The sequence below is a fragment of the Dactylosporangium sp. CA-152071 genome, from assembly GCF_050936335.1.
Classification (GTDB): Bacteria; Actinomycetota; Actinomycetes; order Mycobacteriales; family Micromonosporaceae; genus Dactylosporangium; species Dactylosporangium maewongense.
On record NZ_JBNJMZ010000001.1, the window covers coordinates 7114241 to 7131157 of the forward strand.

The window sequence follows — 16917 nt, forward strand, 5'->3', positions numbered from 1 at the left end:
GGACTGACACGTGTGCGGAACCTCGCGGCACTAGGCTTCGCGGTAGGACCAGCGCCCACGACAGGAGCACGGACTGTGATCGACCTGAGCCGGATCGTCAAGGCCTACGACGTGCGGGGGACGGTGCCCGACCAGCTCGACGAGCCGGTCGCGGAGGCCCTCGGCCGCGCGTTCGTCCAGACGCTGCGCAGCCGGGGAGAGTTCGCGGAGCGCGTCGTGACGGCGCACGACATGCGCGAGTCGGGTCCGGCGCTCGCGTCGGCGTTCGCGGCGGGTGTACGGGCGGAGGGCGCCGACGTCGTCGAGTCGGGTCTGGGCTCCACGGACCTGCTGTACTTCGCCTCCGGCACGCTCGACCTCCCCGGTGCCATGTTCACGGCGAGTCACAATCCCGCCCAGTACAACGGCATCAAGCTGTGCAAGCAGGGGGCGAAGCCCGTCGGGCAGGACTCGGGCCTCGCCGAGATCCGCGAGCGGGCCCAGGCGATCCTGGAAGGCCGCGGGGAACCGCCGGCCGGCGGGCGCGAGGGCGGGATCGAGCAGCGCGGCATGCTGACCGCCTACGCGGCGTACCTGCGCGGCCTGGTCGACCTGAGCGGCATCCGCCCGCTGACCGTCGTCGTCGACGCGGGCAACGGCATGGGCGGCTACACGGTGCCGGCGGTGCTCGGCGACGGCCTGCCGCTGACGATCATCCCGCTGTACTTCGAGCTGGACGGCTCGTTCCCCAACCATGAGGCCAACCCGCTGGAGCCGGCCAACCTGGTGGACCTGCAGGCGAAGGTCCGCGAGACCGGCGCCGACCTGGGCCTGGCCTTCGACGGCGACGCCGACCGCTGCTTCGTCGTCGACGAGCGCGGCGAGGCCGTCTCGCCCTCGACGATCACGTCGATGGTGGCGGTGCGCGAGCTGGCGAAGACCCCCGGCGCCACGATCATCCACAATCTCATCACCTCCCGGGCCGTGCCGGAGATCGTGCGCGAGCACGGCGGCACCCCGGTGCGCACCCGCGTCGGGCACTCGTTCATCAAGGCCGAGATGGCCACGACCGGCGCCGTGTTCGGCGGCGAGCACTCCGCGCACTACTACTTCCGCGACTTCTGGGGCGCCGACACCGGCATGCTCGCCGCGATGCACACGCTCGCGATGCTCGGCGGGCAGGCCGCCCCGCTGTCGGCGCTGACCAAGGACTACGTCCGCTACGCGGACTCCGGGGAGATCAACTCCACGGTCGCCGACCCGGCCGCGAAGCTCGCCGAGATCCAGGCCGCGTATCCGGTCCCGGTCGACCACCTCGACGGGATCACGCTGGACTTCCCCGACGGCAGCTGGGTCAGCGTGCGCCCGTCCAACACGGAGCCTCTCCTGCGGCTTAACGTTGAGGCGCCGACCGCCGAGCGGATGGCAGCCCTGCGCGATGAAATGCTGGCTGTCATCCGCCGCTGACGAACGCTGCTAGAAGGAGTTGGATCAGACGTGTCCGTCGACCCCGCCCTGCTGTCCATCCTGCGCTGCCCCGACGAGCACCACGCCGAGCTCACGCTCGACGCGGAGGCGCAGACGCTGACCTGCACGTCCTGCGGCCGGATCTTCGAGATCCGGGACGGCATCCCCGTCCTCCTGCTCGACGAGGCCCGGCTCCCCGAGGGCGGCGGCAGCGCTCCCGTCACCGGCGACAGCGCTCCCGTCGCCGGCGGCGAGTCCCCGCTCACCGAAGGTGGCGCCGCGTGAACCCGCTGGAGGGCACCGCGGGCGTCCGCGGCCATCGCGAGATCGACCTGTCGCTGCTCGACGACGCTGCCGCGCTGGAGCGCAACGACCCGGGCGGCATGCTGCGCGCCACCGCGTCGGCCGGCGCCCAGGTCCGCGAGTCGGCGGCGCTCGCCGCGGAGACCGACCTGAGCGCCCTGGCCGACGAGGGTCGCCCCCGGGCGGTCGTCGTCGCCGGGGTCGGCACCGCCGCCCGCACCGGCGACATCCTGGAGACGGTCGCGGGCCCCCGCTGCCCGGTGCCGGTCCTCGCGCACCGCAGCGCCGGCATCCCCGGCTGGGTCGGCGCCGCCGACGTCGTCATCGCCGTGTCCGCGTCGGGTCGCTCCCCGGAGGCCCTCGCGGCCGCCGAGGCCGCCGGCCGCCGCGGCGCCCGGCTCGTCGCGATCGGCGCCCCCGACACGCAGCTGCACGCGCTCGCCGACCGGTTCCGGGCGCCGTTCATCCCGGTGCCGCGCCGCGCCCCGGCCCGCGCCAGCCTGTGGGGCCTGGCCGTGCCGGTGCTGCTCGCCGGCCGGCAGCTCGGCCTGGTCAAGGTCAACGAGGCGGACTTCGCGGAGACCGCCGCCCGGCTCGACGCCGACGCCGACCGGTGCCGGATGACCCTCGAGTCGTTCGTCAACCCCGGCAAGAGCCTCGCGCTCGACCTGGCCCGGTCCGTGCCGATCGTGTGGGGCTCCTCGCCGCTGGCGAACGTCGCGGCCCGGCGCTTCGGCGACACCCTCGCCGCCAACGCCCGCTACCCGGCAGTCGCCGGCGCCCTCGGCGAGGCGGGCCGCGGCAGGGTCGGCCTGCTCGACGGCGTCTACGGCGGGCTGGCCGAGGCGGGCCGCGACATCTTCGCCGACCCGTCCGACGAGGACGAGTCGGTGACCCGGCTGCGGCTGGTGCTGCTGCGCGACGGCGGCCTCTCGGCGGACGAGGAGGAGGCCGACGGCGAGCCCTCGGCCGTCGAGGAGAAGCGCGCCGACGCGGTCCAGCAGCTCGCGGAGCGCCGTGGCGTGCGGGTGAGCCTGATCACCGCCGAGGGCGGCTCGGCCCTGGAGCGACTTGCGTCTCTCGTCGCGGTGCCCGACTTCGCTTCGATCTATCTTGGACTCGCGCACGGCTTCGACCCGATGGCCGTGCCCGCGGTCTCGGAGATGAAGGAGCTGGTCAGTCCATGAGCACAGAGGGTGGGACGAAGGCCGTTGTCGCGGCCCTGTTCGCGAACCTCGGCATCGCTGTCACCAAGTTCGTGGCGTTCCTGCTCACCGGCTCGTCGTCGATGCTCGCCGAGTCGATCCACTCCGTCGCCGACTCCGGCAACCAGGGGCTGCTGCTCTTCGGTGGCCGGCAGTCCAAGCGGCGGGCCGACGCCGAGCACCCGTTCGGCTACGGCCGCGAGCGCTATGTCTACGCGTTCGTCGTCGCGGTCGTGCTGTTCTTCGTCGGCGGCATCTTCGCGCTGTACGAGGCCTGGCACAAGATCGGCCACCCGGAGCCGATCGACAAGTGGCAGTGGGTCCCGGTCGCCGTGCTGGTCGCCGCGATCGTCATGGAGAGCCTGTCCTTCCGCACCGCCATCCAGGAGACCCAGAAGATCAAGGGTGACGCCACCTGGTGGCAGTTCATCCGCCGGGCGAAGCAGCCGGAGCTGCCGGTCATCCTGCTCGAGGACCTCGCCGCCCTCGTCGGCCTGGTCCTCGCGCTGTTCGGCGTCGGGCTGACCCTGATCACCGGTGACGGCATCTGGGACGGCATCGGCACGGCCGCCATCGGCGTCCTGCTGATCGTGGTCGCCGCCATCCTCGCGGTCGAGATGAAGGGGCTGCTCGTCGGCGAGGCCGCGACCCCGGAGCAGATCGCGCAGATCAGGGCGGCGATCGTCGCCGGTCCCGAGGTCGAGTCGCTGATCCACATGCGCACCGTCCACCTGGGCCCCGACGAGCTGCTGGTCGCGGCGAAGATCGCGGTGCGGCACGACGAGACCGCGGGCGAGGTCGCCCGTGGCATCGACGCGGCCGAGGCCCGGATCCGGGCGGCGGTCCCGATCGCTCGGATGATCTACCTGGAGCCCGACATCTACCAGGCAGGTAAGCCGGCCTCTGGGCCGAGCGCGACGGACCTGCCGGACACCGCGGAGGCGCACTAGCGTGGAGCTGCTCGACAGTCCGATCCGCAAGTACGCGTGGGGGTCGCAGACCGCGATCGCCACGCTGCAGGGGCGCCCCGCGCCGACGGCAGAGCCGGAGGCGGAGCTGTGGATGGGCGCGCACCCCGCGAGCCCGTCCCGCCTCGCGGTGAGCGGCACGACCCTCACCGACGCGATCGCCGCGGACCCGGCCGGCCTGCTCGGGGCGGCCGGGGTCGAGCGCTTCGGGGCCCGGCTGCCGTTCCTGCTGAAGATCCTCGCGGCGGCCCAGCCGCTGTCGCTTCAGGCGCACCCGACGCTCGCCCAGGCCCGGGAGGCGCACGCGGCGGGCCACCCGTCCTACGTGGACGCGTGGCACAAGCCGGAGATGCTGGTCGCGCTCACCGAGTTCGACGCGCTGTGCGGCTTCCGGGACCCGGCGGTCACCGCGGCCGACCTGGCCGCGCTCGGCGTCGCGGGGCTGGAGGAGACCGTCGGCGCGCTGCGCCAGGACGACAAGGCCGCCGCCCTGCACGACGCGGTGCGCGGCCTGCTGGCCAAGCCCGACGCGGCGCTGGTGGACGAGGTCGTGGCGGCGTGCGCCGGCCGCGGCGGGGCCTACGCCCTGGCCGTGGAGCTCGCCGAGCAGTACCCGGGAGACGCCGGCGTCATCGTCGCGATGCTGCTCAACCGGGTCCGGCTGCACCCCGGCGAGGCGGTCTGGATGCCCGCGGGCAACCTGCACGCCTACCTGCGGGGCGTCGGTGTGGAGATCATGGCCGCCTCCGACAACGTGCTGCGGGGCGGCCTGACCCCGAAGCACGTCGACGTCGAGGAGCTGCTGCGGGTGCTGCGCTTCGAGGTGCTCGACGACCCCGTCACCCGTCCCACGCAGGTCGGGCCGGGTCTCGTGACCTGGCCGGTGCCGGTCGACGACTTCACCCTGCACCGGGCGGTCCTGGACGCCGGGACCCCGGCGGTCCGGCTGCCCGGTGGCGGCCCGCGGATCGTGCTGTGCGTGCGCGGTGGCGTCCGGGTCGACGACGGCGTGGTGCCGGTCACCCTCGAGGCCGGGCAGGCGGCCTTCGCCCCCGCGTCCCGGGGGGAGCTGGCGATCAGCGGCGAGGGCGACGTCTTCCAGGCCGCCACCCCGTAGAAGCCGCAACCCAAAACGCGGCATCTTGTCCGTATTTGCCTTGACATTACGACTGCACAGGGTAGTGTTCTGACTACGCAGGGTTCGACGTTGAGTCTGAGCCTCACGCGGGAGAGCCAAACCGGGGGGAAGCACGGGGCGGTGAGAGTGATCTCACCGCCCCGTGCGCTGTCCAAAGGCCGGTGGTCATCACTAGTGCCATGCCGCGTACCGTAAGAGTCGCGCCGCTTTGGGCCTGGCCGCGACTGGTCGATCAGCGCGGCTCGCATTCGGGCCCAGATCCAGATCCGGCCCACAGACCAGGAGACTGCATGACCAGCACGCTGCCGCCGCGGATCGCCCAGGGCGACCGCCCGAAGACCGTGGCCGAGGGTGACTTCAAGGTTGCCGACCTCTCCCTCGCGGCCTTCGGGCGCAAGGAGATCCAGCTCGCCGAGCACGAGATGCCCGGCCTGATGGCGATCCGCCGTGAGTTCGCCGCGTCGCAGCCGCTGCGGGGCGCGCGGATCACCGGTTCGCTGCACATGACGATCCAGACCGCGGTGCTGATCGAGACCCTCGCCGCGCTCGGCGCGCAGGTGCGCTGGGCCAGCTGCAACATCTTCTCGACGCAGGACCACGCCGCCGCCGCGATCGCGGTCGGCCCGGAGGGCACGCCGGAGAACCCGGCCGGCATCCCGGTCTATGCCTGGAAGGGCGAGACCCTGGAGGAGTACTGGTGGTGCACCGAGCAGGTCCTGCTGTGGCCGGACGGCGAGGCGCCCAACATGATCCTCGACGACGGCGGTGACGCCACGCTGCTCGTGCACAAGGGTGCCGAGTTCGAGGGCATCGGCGCGGTCCCGGCGGTCGACACCGCCGACTCGGAGGAGTACGCGGTCATCCTCCAGCTGCTGCACACCTCGCTGAGCGAGGACAAGGGCCGCTGGTCCAAGGTCGCCGCCGGCATCAAGGGCGTGACCGAGGAGACCACCACCGGCGTGCACCGGCTCTACGAGATGCACCAGCAGGGCAAGCTGCTCTTCCCGGCGATCAACGTCAACGACTCGGTCACCAAGTCGAAGTTCGACAACAAGTACGGCTGCCGCCACTCGCTCATCGACGGCATCAACCGGGCCACCGACGTGCTGATCGGCGGCAAGGTCGCGGTCGTGTTCGGCTACGGCGACGTCGGCAAGGGCTGCGCGGAGTCGCTGCGCGGCCAGGGTGCCCGCGTCATCGTCACCGAGGTCGACCCGATCTGCGCGCTGCAGGCCGCCATGGACGGCTACCAGGTCGCCACCATCGAGGACGTCGTCTCCACCGCCGACATCTTCATCACCGCGACCGGCTGCCTCGACGTGCTGACCGCCGACCACATGGCGCAGATGAAGCACCAGGCGATCGTCGGCAACATCGGCCACTTCGACAACGAGATCGACATGGCCGGCCTGACCAAGCGCTCCGACGTCAAGCGGATCAACATCAAGCCGCAGGTCGACGAGTGGAAGTTCGACGACGGCCACTCGATCATCGTGCTGTCGGAGGGCCGCCTGCTCAACCTGGGCAACGCGACCGGCCACCCGAGCTTCGTGATGTCCAACAGCTTCACCAACCAGGTCATCGCGCAGATCGAGCTGTTCACCAAGCTCGAGGACTACCCGGTCGGCGTCTACACGCTGCCCAAGCACCTCGACGAGAAGGTCGCCCGGCTGCACCTGGACGCCCTCGGCGTCAAGCTCACCGAGCTGTCCAAGAAGCAGGCCGAGTACCTCGGTATCCCGGTCGAGGGCCCCTACAAGCCCGAGCACTACCGCTACTGAGCCGCCTACTGAGCCGCTAGCACCGCGAAGCAGGCGCCAAAGCACCAGAGGGCCCGGCCGTTCACACGGCCGGGCCCTCGCGCTTCTACAACTTGTAGAACCCGGGCCCCGCCGGTAAGGTAACGCTGACCTAAGTAAGGTTCGGCTAACCTGCGGAGCCCCGAATGACCGCCATCTACCTGATCGGCCTGCGTGAAGGGCTTGAGATCACCCTGGTGGTCTCCATTCTCGTCGCCTTCCTGGTCAAGAGCGAGCGCAAGCCCCTGCTGAAGTTCGTGTGGGCCGGGGTGGCCGCCGCCGCGCTGCTCTCCATCGGCTTCGCCGCCCTTCTCGAGGCGGGCGCGGCGACCCTGAGCTTCGAGCAGCAGGAGCTGTTCGAGGCGTGCGCGTCGTTCGCCGCCGTGGTCTTCGTGACCTGGATGATCTTCTGGATGCGCCGGATGGCCCGCAGGATGGCCGCCGAGCTGCGCGGGCGGCTCGAGGAGGCGATCCAGGTCGGCGCGTGGGCGATCGCCGGCATGGCCTTCCTCGCGGTGGTCCGTGAGGGCCTGGAGACCTCGATCCTGTTCTACGCCGCCGCCCAGGGCACGCAGGATTCCGCCGAGCCGCTGATCGGCATCAGCCTCGGCCTGCTCACCTCGGTCGTGCTCGGCTGGCTGCTGTACGTCAGCGCCGTCCGCATCAACCTGACCCGCTTCTTCACCTGGACCGGCGCGCTGCTGGTGCTCGTCGCCGCCGGGATCTTCAAGTACGGGGTGCACGACCTGCAGGAGAGCGGTGTCCTGCCGGGGATCAACACGCACGCGTACGACGTGACCGGCGCGCTGCCGCCCGACGCCTGGTACGCCGAGCTGCTCCGCGGCATGTTCAACATCACGCCGCAGCCGACGGTGCTGGAGACGGTCGCCTGGCTCGCCTATGGCATCCCGGTCCTCTTCCTGTTCCTGCTGCCGCTGCTGAAGAAGACCCCGAAGCCGGCGCCGACGCCGGTCTCCACCTCCGTCTGAACGCCCGCACCCTCACTTCCGTAGGAGAACCATGCGTAAATCAGCCCTGATCGCGGTGAGCGCGGGCACTGCCGCGGCGCTGAGCCTCGCCGGTTGCGGCGACAGCAAGGACGGCGCCAAGGCCGGTGGCGAGGCCGGCAACGGCAAGATCGCCGTCACCGCGACCGACACTGAGTGCAAGGTCTCCAAGACCGAGGTCACGTCCGGGCCGGTGACGTTCACGGTCAGCAACAAGGGCGCCAAGGTCACCGAGTTCTACGTCTTCGCCGCCGGCGACCGGATCATGGGCGAGGTCGAGAACGTGGCGCCCGGTCTGAGCCGCGAGCTCATCGTCGAGCTGCCCGCCGGCACGTACGAGACGGCCTGCAAGCCCGGCATGGCCGGCAAGGGCATCCGCGGCGGCTTCAAGGCCACCGGCGACGCCAAGCCGCTCACCGACGACGCGAAGCTCGCTCAGGCGACGCAGGACTACCAGCGCTACGTGAAGAGCCAGACCGGCGCGCTGATCGACAAGACCACCGAGTTCGTCGACGCGGTCAAGGCCGGCGACATGGAGAAGGCCAAGGCGCTCTTCCCGATCGCCCGCACGTACTGGGAGCGCATCGAGCCCGTCGCGGAGAGCTTCGGCGACCTCGACCCGGCCATCGACGCCCGCGAGGCGGACCTGGAGGCCGGCCAGGAGTGGACCGGCTTCCACAAGATCGAGAAGGACCTCTGGGTCACTAAGGACGTCAGCAAGTCCGGCCCGACCGCCGACAAGCTGCTCGCCGACGTCAAGACGATCGTGGAGAAGGCCAACAGCGTGCAGCTGTCGCCGCTGAACCTGGCCAACGGTGCCAAGGAGCTGCTCGACGAGGTCGCCACCGGCAAGATCACCGGCGAGGAGGACATCTTCTCGCACACGGACCTGTGGGACTTCGCCGCCAACCTCGAAGGCTCCCGCGCCGCGATCGCCGCGCTCCGCCCGATGATCGAGGAGAAGGACGCCGCCCTCGCCAAGACGCTCGAGGACAAGTTCGCCGCGGCGCAGGCCGAGCTCGACAAGCACCGCAAGGGCGACGGCTGGAAGCTGCACAACGAGCTGTCCGAGACCGAGCTCAAGCAGCTCGGCGACGCGATCAACGCCCTCGCCGAGCCGATCAGCAAGGTCGCCCCGCTGGTCGCCGCCAAGTAGCACGGCAGCAGGCCGTACCGACGCAGCCAACGCGAAAGGAAGATCGATGGATCGCCGCAAGATGCTCGGGCTCACCGGTGCGGGTGTCGTGGGCGCCGCGGCAGGGGGCGTGGCGGGGGTGACGCTGATCGACGGCGCCACCCACCCGGCCCAGGCCTCCGACGCGGGTGCGGCGATCCCGTTCTACGGCGAGCACCAGGCCGGCATCGTCACGCCGGCCCAGGACCGCCTGCACTTCGTCGCCTTCGACGTCATCACCGACAAGAAGGCGGACCTCGTCGAGCTGCTGGAGAAGTGGACGATGGCAGCGGCGCGGATGACCGCGGGCCGCGACGCCGGCAGCATCGGCGCGGTCGCCGGCGCCCCGGAGGCCGCCCCGGACGACACGGGCGAGGCGATCGGCCTGCCGCCGTCGGGCCTGACGATCACGATCGGCTTCGGGCCGACGCTGTTCCGCACCGCCGACGGCAAGGACCGCTTCGGCATCGCCGACAAGCGGCCGGCGGCCCTCGCCGACCTGCCGCGCTTCGCCAAGGACACGCTGAAGCCGGAGATCTCCGGCGGCGACATCTGCATCCAGGCGTGCGCACACGACCCGCAGGTCGCGGTGCACGCCGTGCGCAACCTCGCCCGCATCGGCTTCGGGGTGGTCAGCGTCCGCTGGACGCAGCTGGGCTTCGGCCGCACCTCGTCGACCTCCCGCGGCCAGGTCACCGCGCGCAACCTGTTCGGGTTCAAGGACGGCACCGCCAACCTGAAGGCCGAGGACACCCAGCTGCTCAAGGAGCAGCTGTGGGTGCAGCCGGGCGACGGCGCCGAGTGGATGACCGGCGGGTCCTACGTCGTCACCCGCAAGATCCGGATGCTCATCGAGACGTGGGACCGCACGTCGCTCGGCGAGCAGGAGGCGATCATCGGCCGGGACAAGGGCGAGGGCGCGCCGCTGGGCGGCAAGGCCGAGTTCGACCTGCCGAAGTTCGACGCGAAGGGCGCGGACGGCGGGCCGGCCATCGCCGCCGACGCGCACGTGCGGCTCGCGCACCCCGACGCCAACGAGGGTGCGCGGCTGCTGCGCCGCGGGTACAACTTCGTCGATGGATCGGACGGGCTCGGCCGCCTCGACGCAGGCCTGTTCTTCATCGCCTACCAGCGGGATCCGCGCCGGCAGTTCGTGCCGATGCAGACCCGGCTCGCCCGGCAGGACGCGCTCAACGAGTACATCCGCCATGTGTCAAGTGGTTTGTTCGCCTGCCCTCCTGGCATCCGTGCCGCCGACGACTTCTGGGGTCGGGCGCTCTTCGCGTAGTTTCGACGGATTCGAAGGCATGTTTCTCGGATATTTCGGGCGCAAGTCAGCAAGATCTACTTTCACCATCTGTAACAACCGCACTTCAGAACGTCCATTTCGTTGGGCAAATGGTCGGCCAACAGTCCGCATAACGGGACAGTTACGAATCTCTACATCCTCTATGCAGGTTGCCCATCGCGTCGTTTCCTTTAGGCACCACAACGCAGCCTGGTTGGCCCACGGTCGTGCCCGCGACCGCGGACTCATCGTGGCCAGGGCTGTCGTTCCTGACTGGAGGAGACCATGCGCACGAGATCGAAGGGGCTCACCAGCCTCGTCGCGGTCGCGGCGGCTTCGCTGCTCACGTTGACCGCCTGCGGTGGCGGGAGTGACACCAAGAAGGAGACGCCGACGTCCAACGCCGGCTTCGCCGACTGCGAGAAGAGCCCGAACACCTGCAACAGCGGCAACACCAAGCCGGGCGGTGAATACATCTTCGGCCTCGAGCAGAGCTTCACCAGCTGGAACATCACCACTGAAGAGGGCAACACGCTCGTCGCCTCGCAGGCGCTGTCGGGTGTCATCCCGCAGGTCTACAAGTCCGACCCGAGCGGCCAGCTCACCCTCAACGCCGACCTCATGACCTCGGCCGAGCTCACCAACCAGAACCCGCAGACCGTGGTCTACAAGATCAAGGCCGACGCGGTCTGGAACGACGGCACCGCGATCAGCGCCGACGACTTCATCTTCGGCTGGAAGCAGAACTCCGGGAAGAAGGAGCACTGCTCGGAGTGCACGCCCGCCAGCACCTCCGGCTATGACCTGATCAAGAGCATCGTCGGCTCCGACAACGGCAAGACCGTGACGGTGACCTTCGACGACGGCAAGACCTACGCCGACTGGAAGGGCCTCTACTCCACCGACGGCCTCTACCCGGCCCACCTCGCGACCAAGCAGGGCTTCGACCTGAACAAGCCCGAGGGCGTCAACAGCGCCGCCAACTGGTTCAGCGAGACCGTGCCGACCTGGTCCGGTGGCCCGCTGGTCATCGACACGTTCAACAAGGACCAGTCGCTGGTGCTCAAGAAGAACGACAAGTGGTACGGCAAGGTCAAGCCGTCCCTGGACAAGGTCGTCTTCAAGTTCGTGATCGACCAGGGCAGCGTCATCCCGGCCCTGAAGAACAAGGAGATCACCGGCATGTCGCCGCAGCCGAACGCGGCTCTGGTGAACGGCGCGGCCGAGACGCCCGGTGTCATCTACCGCATCGGTCACGGGTACCAGTGGGAGCACCTGGACCTGAACCTGAAGAACAAGTACCTGTCCGACCTCGCGCTGCGCCAGGCGATCTTCACCGCGATCAACGTCAAGTCGGTCATCGACAAGACCTACGGTGTGTTCGACAAGGCCGCGAAGCCGCTCGGCAGCCACAACTTCTTCCCCGGCGACCCGAACTACAAGGACGTCGTGTCCCCCACGGGTCAGGGCTCCGGTGACGTCGAGAAGGCCAAGAAGATCCTGACCGACGCCGGCTACAAGATCGAGGGCGGCAAGCTCATCACGAAGTCCGGCGAGGCCGTGCCGCCGCTGCGCTTCCGTCACACCAAGGGCAACCAGCTGCGCGCCACGACCGGTGAGCTGGTCCAGGCGGCCCTGAAGAACATCGGCCTGGACATCAAGATCGAGGTCACCGAGACGCTCGGCAAGACCCTCTCCAGCGCCGACTACGACATGATCATCTTCGCCTGGGTCGGCAGCCCGCTGTACCAGGGTGCGGCCGAGCAGAACTGGGTCACCGGCAACGGCGGCAACTACGGCAGCTACTCCAACGCCGAGGTCGACAAGCTGACCAACGAGGGTGCCCGCTCGCTCGACCCGAAGAAGGCCGCCGAGCTGATCAACCAGGGCGACGAGATCCTGTCGAAGGAGGCCTATGTCCTCCCGATCGCGCAGAAGCCCACGCTGACGTTCACCTACTCGGACTACGTCAACATCCGGGACAACGCGACGCAGTGGAGCCCGACGTACAACATCCAGGAGTGGGGCCAGAAAGCGGCCTGACGCACCGGATCGACGGGGACCCCGGACGCCGCGTGCGTCCGGGGTCCTCCCGCACCTGCCAATAAGCGGAGGAAACTCATGATCGCCTATGCGGTGCGCCGGCTCCTGATCGGAATTCCGGTGCTCATCGCCGCCTCGATATTCGTGTTCGTCATCGCCTCACTGTCGGGCAACCCCATTGACGACATGGAAGCGCGGAACCCACCGGTCCCGCTCGAGACCAGACAGCTGGAGGCCCACCGGCTCGGCCTCGACAAGCCGCTCCACGAGCGGTACTTCAACTGGCTGGGCAACCTCATCCTGCACGGCGACTTCGGCCAGTCCACCGAGAAGACCCTGAACATCGGCGACCAGCTCGGCGACCGGCTGTGGGTCACGCTCCGGCTGGTCTTCGTCGCCATGCTGCTGGCCGTCCTGCTCGCCGTCGTCTCCGGCGTGCTGAGCGCGGTCAAGCAGTACAGCAAGGTCGACTACGGCTTCACCTTCGTCGGCTTCCTCGCGCTGTCGATCCCGTCGTTCTGGCTCGCGCTGCTGCTCAAGGAGGCCGGCGTCGCGTACAACCAGAGCACCGGCTCACAGGTCTTCTACACGCTGGGCGATCAGGACTACAACCATGACTCGTTCGACACGTGGGGCAAGATCACCGATATCGCGGGGCACATGGTCCTGCCCACCATCTCGCTGACGCTCATCACGTACGCGGCCTGGAGCCGATATCAGCGCAGCGCGATGCTGGAGGTCCTCAACAGCGACTACGTCCGGCTGGCCCGGTCCAAGGGGCTGCTCCGCCGGCAGGTCATGGTCCGCCACGCCCTGCGCACCGCCCTGATCCCGCTCGCCACCATCACCGCCGTCGACATCGGCGGCATCTTCGGCGGCGCGGTGATCACCGAGACCGTCTTCAACTGGTCCGGCATGGGCACCTACCTGCTGGAGTCCGTCACCCGGCGGGACGTCAACTCACTGCTCGGCTGGCTGCTCGTCTCCGGCGTCGTCGTGATCCTCTTCAACATCGTCGCCGACCTCCTCTACGCCGTGCTGGACCCGAGGATCCGTTATGAGTAGCTCACTGGCCACCCAGGCCCCCGAGGCGACCCCCGTCCTGACCACGCGTCAGCGCTCCCAGGCCGAGCTGGTGCTCCGCCGCTTCCTGCGCCACAAGCTCGCCGTCGGCAGCCTCGTGCTCTTCCTGCTCATCGTCCTGTTCGCGTTCGTCGGGCCGCTGGTGTGGAAGTACGACTACGCGTACATCGACGGCCCGAGCTTCTCGCCGCCGTCCGCGGAGTACCCGCTCGGCACCGACCAGGCCGGCCACGACCTGCTCGGCCAGAGCATGCGCGGCACGCAGCAGTCGCTGAAGATCTCGCTGCTGGTCGCGTTGATCGCCACCACCTTCGGCGCGCTGTGGGGCGCCGTCGCGGCCTTCTACCGCAGCTGGGCCGACGGCGTGCTGATGCGCATCGCCGACGTGGTGCTCACGCTGCCCAGCATCGCGATCGCGGTGACCCTGTCGGTCAACCTCCAGGGCGGCGCCAGCTGGTGGGGCCTCGCCCTCGTGCTGTCGTTCCTGGCCTGGGCCGGCATCTCCCGGGTCGTCCGTGGCGTCGTGCTGTCGCTGCGCGAGCAGGAGTTCGTCGAGGCGGCCAAGGCGATGGGCGCCAGCGACCTGCGCATCATCGTGCGGCACCTGCTGCCCAACGCGCTCGGCTCGATCATCGTCGCCGCGACCGTCACGATCGCGACCACGATCCTCGCCGAGACCGCGCTGTCCTTCATCGGCTTCGGCGTGCAGCGGCCCGACACCTCGCTGGGCCTGCTCATCAACGACGCCAAGCTCTCCGTGCAGGACCAGCCGTGGCTGTTCTACTTCCCCGGCCTGTTCATCATCCTCATCGCGCTGACGGTCAACTTCATCGGTGACGGCCTGCGCGACGCGTTCGACCCCCGACAGACACTGGTGCGCCGATGACCTCCATCGAACTGAACACCCGCCCAACCGCGACGGACACCGTCCTGGAGGTCGACAACCTCAGCGTCTCGTTCCCCACCGAGGACGGCCTCGTCAAGGCGGTCCGTGGGGTGTCGTACACCTTGCGGCGCGGCGAGACGCTCGGCATCGTCGGCGAGTCGGGCTCCGGCAAGTCGGTCACGTCGCTCGCGCTCATGGGCCTGCTGCCCGGCTCCGCGAAGATCACCGGCTCGGCCCGCTTCCGCGGTGAGGAGCTGCTGGGCAAGAACGACCGCGAGATGAGCAAGATCCGCGGCAAGAACCTGGCGATGATCTTCCAGGACCCGCTGACCTCGCTCAACCCGGTCTACACCATCGGCAAGCAGATCGCCGAGGCCGTGCTCGTGCACCACGACGTCAGCAAGCGGTCGGCCTGGGACCGGGCGGTCGAGCTGCTGAAGGTCGTCGGCATCCCGTACCCGGAGCAGCGGGTCAACAACTACCCGCACGAGATGTCGGGCGGCATGCGCCAGCGGGTCGTCATCGCCATCGCGATGGCGAACAACCCCGAGGTCATGATCGCCGACGAGCCGACCACCGCGCTCGACGTCACCGTCCAGGCGCAGGTCCTGGAGGCCCTCGAGGCGGCCCGCACGGAGATCGGCGCCGCGCTCGTGCTGATCACCCACGACCTCGGCGTCATCGCCGGTCACGCCGACCGGGTGTGCGTCATGTACGCCGGCAAGCTGGTCGAGTCGGGCACCGTCGACGACATCTTCTACCGCCCGCGGATGCCCTACGCCCTCGGCCTGCTGGGCAGCCTGCCCCGCGTCGACGAGGGCCGCGACGCCCGGCTCACGCCGATCGTCGGGACGCCGCCGTCGCTGCTCAACCTGCCGCCCGGCTGCCCCTTCCGGCCCCGCTGCCCGATGGCCCAGGACATCTGCGAGGAGGTCGAGCCCGACCTCCTCCCGGTCGACCTCGACGGCCAGCACGCCGCGGCCTGCCACTTCAGCACCCAGCTCGTCGACACCCAGGCCACCGACGTGTTCGCGGTGACCTCCGTCGACGTCGACACCGAAGAGGTCGCGGTGGCCGACACGGACCTGGCCGCCGACACGCCCGAGGACGCCTCATGACCATCGACACCACGAAACCCGCCGTCACCGGCACGGTCATCTCCGCCAAGAACCTGGTCAAGCACTTCCCGGTCCGATCCCGCGGCATCCTGCGCCGGCGGGTCGGCGAGGTGCACGCCGTCTGCGACGTCTCCTTCGAGATCGGCGGCACCGAGACCCTGGGCCTGGTCGGCGAGTCCGGCTGCGGCAAGTCGACCACGGCCCGCCTGCTGCTCAACCTGATCCGCCCCACCAGCGGCGAGATCCACTACGCGGGCAAGGAGCTCACCGGGCTGTCCCGCTCGCAGATGCGCCCGTTGCGCCGCGACCTGCAGATCGTGTTCCAGGACCCGTTCGCGTCGCTCGACCCGCGCATGACCGTCTTCGAGATCATCGCCGAGCCGCTGCGCATCCACGGCCTCTTCTCCGACGGCGGCCCGGCGAAGGTCCGCGAGCTGATGTCGACGGTCGGCCTCAACGCCGAGCACGGCAACCGCTACCCGCACGAGTTCTCCGGCGGCCAGCGCCAGCGCATCGGCATCGCCCGGGCCCTGGCGCTGCGCCCGAAGGTCCTGGTCCTGGACGAGCCCGTGTCCGCGCTGGACGTCTCCATCCAGGCGGGCGTCATCAACCTGCTCGAGGACCTGCAGAGCGAGCTGGGCCTGTCCTACCTCTTCGTCTCCCACGACCTGTCCGTGGTCAGGCACATCGCCCACCGTGTCGCGGTGATGTACCTCGGCCGGATCGTGGAGACGGCGACGGTCGAGGAGCTGTTCACGAGGGCGTCGCACCCCTACACCCAGGCGCTGATCTCGGCGATCCCGCTGCCCGACCCGCGCAAGGAACGCGTCCGCAAGCGCATCCTCCTCACCGGCGACGTGCCGAGCCCGGTCAACCCGCCGAGCGGCTGCCGTTTCCGCACCCGGTGCCCGAAGTTCGCCACCGAGCTCACCGACACCGAACGCAAGCTCTGCACCGACGAGGTCCCGGCCCTCACCGACCGGGGCCAGGGCCACCGCAGCGCCTGCCACTACGCCGAGGCCGTCAAGCTGGTCTAGGCACACGCTCCACTCACGGCCCCGGCCCGGACCCCGCCCACCCGCGAGGCTCCAGCCGGGGCCGTTCGTTCTCGGTTTCGAGTCCCGCAGCGCGCGGTGCCTCTATTCGCACAGACATTGATCAATGCCCGGAATTGCCCTGATTTCGGAATAGACGTTGCGCGATCCACCTTCATTTTAGAGATATTTTTGTGGGCTGATAGCGAAACGTCTATGGAGCAATTGCCGCATTCTTGGGCATTGATCAATGTCTGTGTGGAGGGGGATGGCGGTGAGAAGCCTGCGAGCAGGAGCCCGGCAAGCGAAGGGGGCGGGCGAGGAGAACAGGCGTGCGACAAGTGCGGGCGTGCGAGGAGTGCAAGCGAAGTGGGCAACGGGCGAGCGGAGAGCAACGGGCGAGGGGAGGCGTGAGGGCGGGAGTG

The 16917-nt window shown here is 69.5% G+C and carries 14 protein-coding genes; all 14 read left to right on the forward strand.

All coding sequences use genetic code 11. From position 1 onward, the window contains the following. The first annotated feature begins 75 nt into the window (after positions 1–75). Positions 76–1446 (forward strand): phosphomannomutase/phosphoglucomutase, encoded by a 1371-nt coding sequence (locus ACQEVZ_RS31985; RefSeq protein ID WP_354890918.1) that lies wholly within the window; start codon positions 76–78, stop codon positions 1444–1446. 30 nt (positions 1447–1476) lie between these two features. Beyond that, positions 1477–1731 (forward strand): Trm112 family protein, encoded by a 255-nt coding sequence (locus tag ACQEVZ_RS31990; RefSeq protein ID WP_425552171.1) that lies wholly within the window; start codon positions 1477–1479, stop codon positions 1729–1731. A gap of 5 nt (positions 1732–1736) precedes the next feature. Further along, positions 1737–2936, forward strand: coding sequence for an SIS domain-containing protein (locus ACQEVZ_RS31995; RefSeq protein WP_344501907.1), 1200 nt, complete (start codon positions 1737–1739; stop codon positions 2934–2936). Then, positions 2933–3904, forward strand: a complete 972-nt coding sequence (locus tag ACQEVZ_RS32000) for a cation diffusion facilitator family transporter (protein ID WP_433373370.1) — start codon at positions 2933–2935, stop codon at positions 3902–3904. The genes ACQEVZ_RS31995 and ACQEVZ_RS32000 overlap by 4 nt, the downstream gene beginning before the upstream one ends. A 1-nt stretch (position 3905) precedes the next feature. Next, positions 3906–5039, forward strand: a complete 1134-nt coding sequence (manA, locus tag ACQEVZ_RS32005; RefSeq protein ID WP_344501628.1) for a mannose-6-phosphate isomerase, class I — start codon at positions 3906–3908, stop codon at positions 5037–5039. A 311-nt stretch (positions 5040–5350) separates the two neighbouring features. Continuing rightward, a complete protein-coding gene (ahcY, locus tag ACQEVZ_RS32010) occupies positions 5351–6841 on the forward strand; it encodes an adenosylhomocysteinase (protein WP_344501627.1) in 1491 nt (496 codons plus the stop codon). Positions 6842–7005: 164 nt separating this feature from the next. Further along, positions 7006–7848 carry an iron uptake transporter permease EfeU gene (gene efeU / locus ACQEVZ_RS32015; RefSeq protein WP_433373375.1) on the forward strand — a complete coding sequence of 281 codons (843 nt, stop codon included), beginning with the start codon at positions 7006–7008 and terminating at the stop codon, positions 7846–7848. Positions 7849–7879: 31 nt separating this feature from the next. Continuing rightward, positions 7880–9022, forward strand: a complete 1143-nt coding sequence (gene efeO / locus ACQEVZ_RS32020) for an iron uptake system protein EfeO (protein WP_344501625.1) — start codon at positions 7880–7882, stop codon at positions 9020–9022. Between the two features lie 46 nt (positions 9023–9068). Then, positions 9069–10328, forward strand: coding sequence for an iron uptake transporter deferrochelatase/peroxidase subunit (efeB, locus tag ACQEVZ_RS32025; protein ID WP_344501624.1), 1260 nt, complete (start codon positions 9069–9071; stop codon positions 10326–10328). A gap of 285 nt (positions 10329–10613) precedes the next feature. After that, a complete protein-coding gene (locus tag ACQEVZ_RS32030) occupies positions 10614–12371 on the forward strand; it encodes an ABC transporter family substrate-binding protein (RefSeq protein WP_433373380.1) in 1758 nt (585 codons plus the stop codon). Positions 12372–12449: 78 nt separating this feature from the next. Further along, a complete protein-coding gene (locus ACQEVZ_RS32035; RefSeq protein ID WP_433373383.1) occupies positions 12450–13436 on the forward strand; it encodes an ABC transporter permease in 987 nt (328 codons plus the stop codon). Further along, positions 13429–14340, forward strand: a complete 912-nt coding sequence (locus ACQEVZ_RS32040) for an ABC transporter permease (RefSeq protein WP_344501621.1) — start codon at positions 13429–13431, stop codon at positions 14338–14340. Before ACQEVZ_RS32035 ends, ACQEVZ_RS32040 begins: the two co-directional genes overlap by 8 nt. Then, entirely contained in the window at positions 14337–15458 is a 1122-nt protein-coding gene (locus ACQEVZ_RS32045; RefSeq protein WP_344501620.1) for an ABC transporter ATP-binding protein, read from the forward strand. Before ACQEVZ_RS32040 ends, ACQEVZ_RS32045 begins: the two co-directional genes overlap by 4 nt. Beyond that, positions 15455–16495, forward strand: coding sequence for an ABC transporter ATP-binding protein (locus ACQEVZ_RS32050; protein ID WP_354890922.1), 1041 nt, complete (start codon positions 15455–15457; stop codon positions 16493–16495). Before ACQEVZ_RS32045 ends, ACQEVZ_RS32050 begins: the two co-directional genes overlap by 4 nt. The last annotated feature ends 422 nt before the right edge of the window (positions 16496–16917 follow it).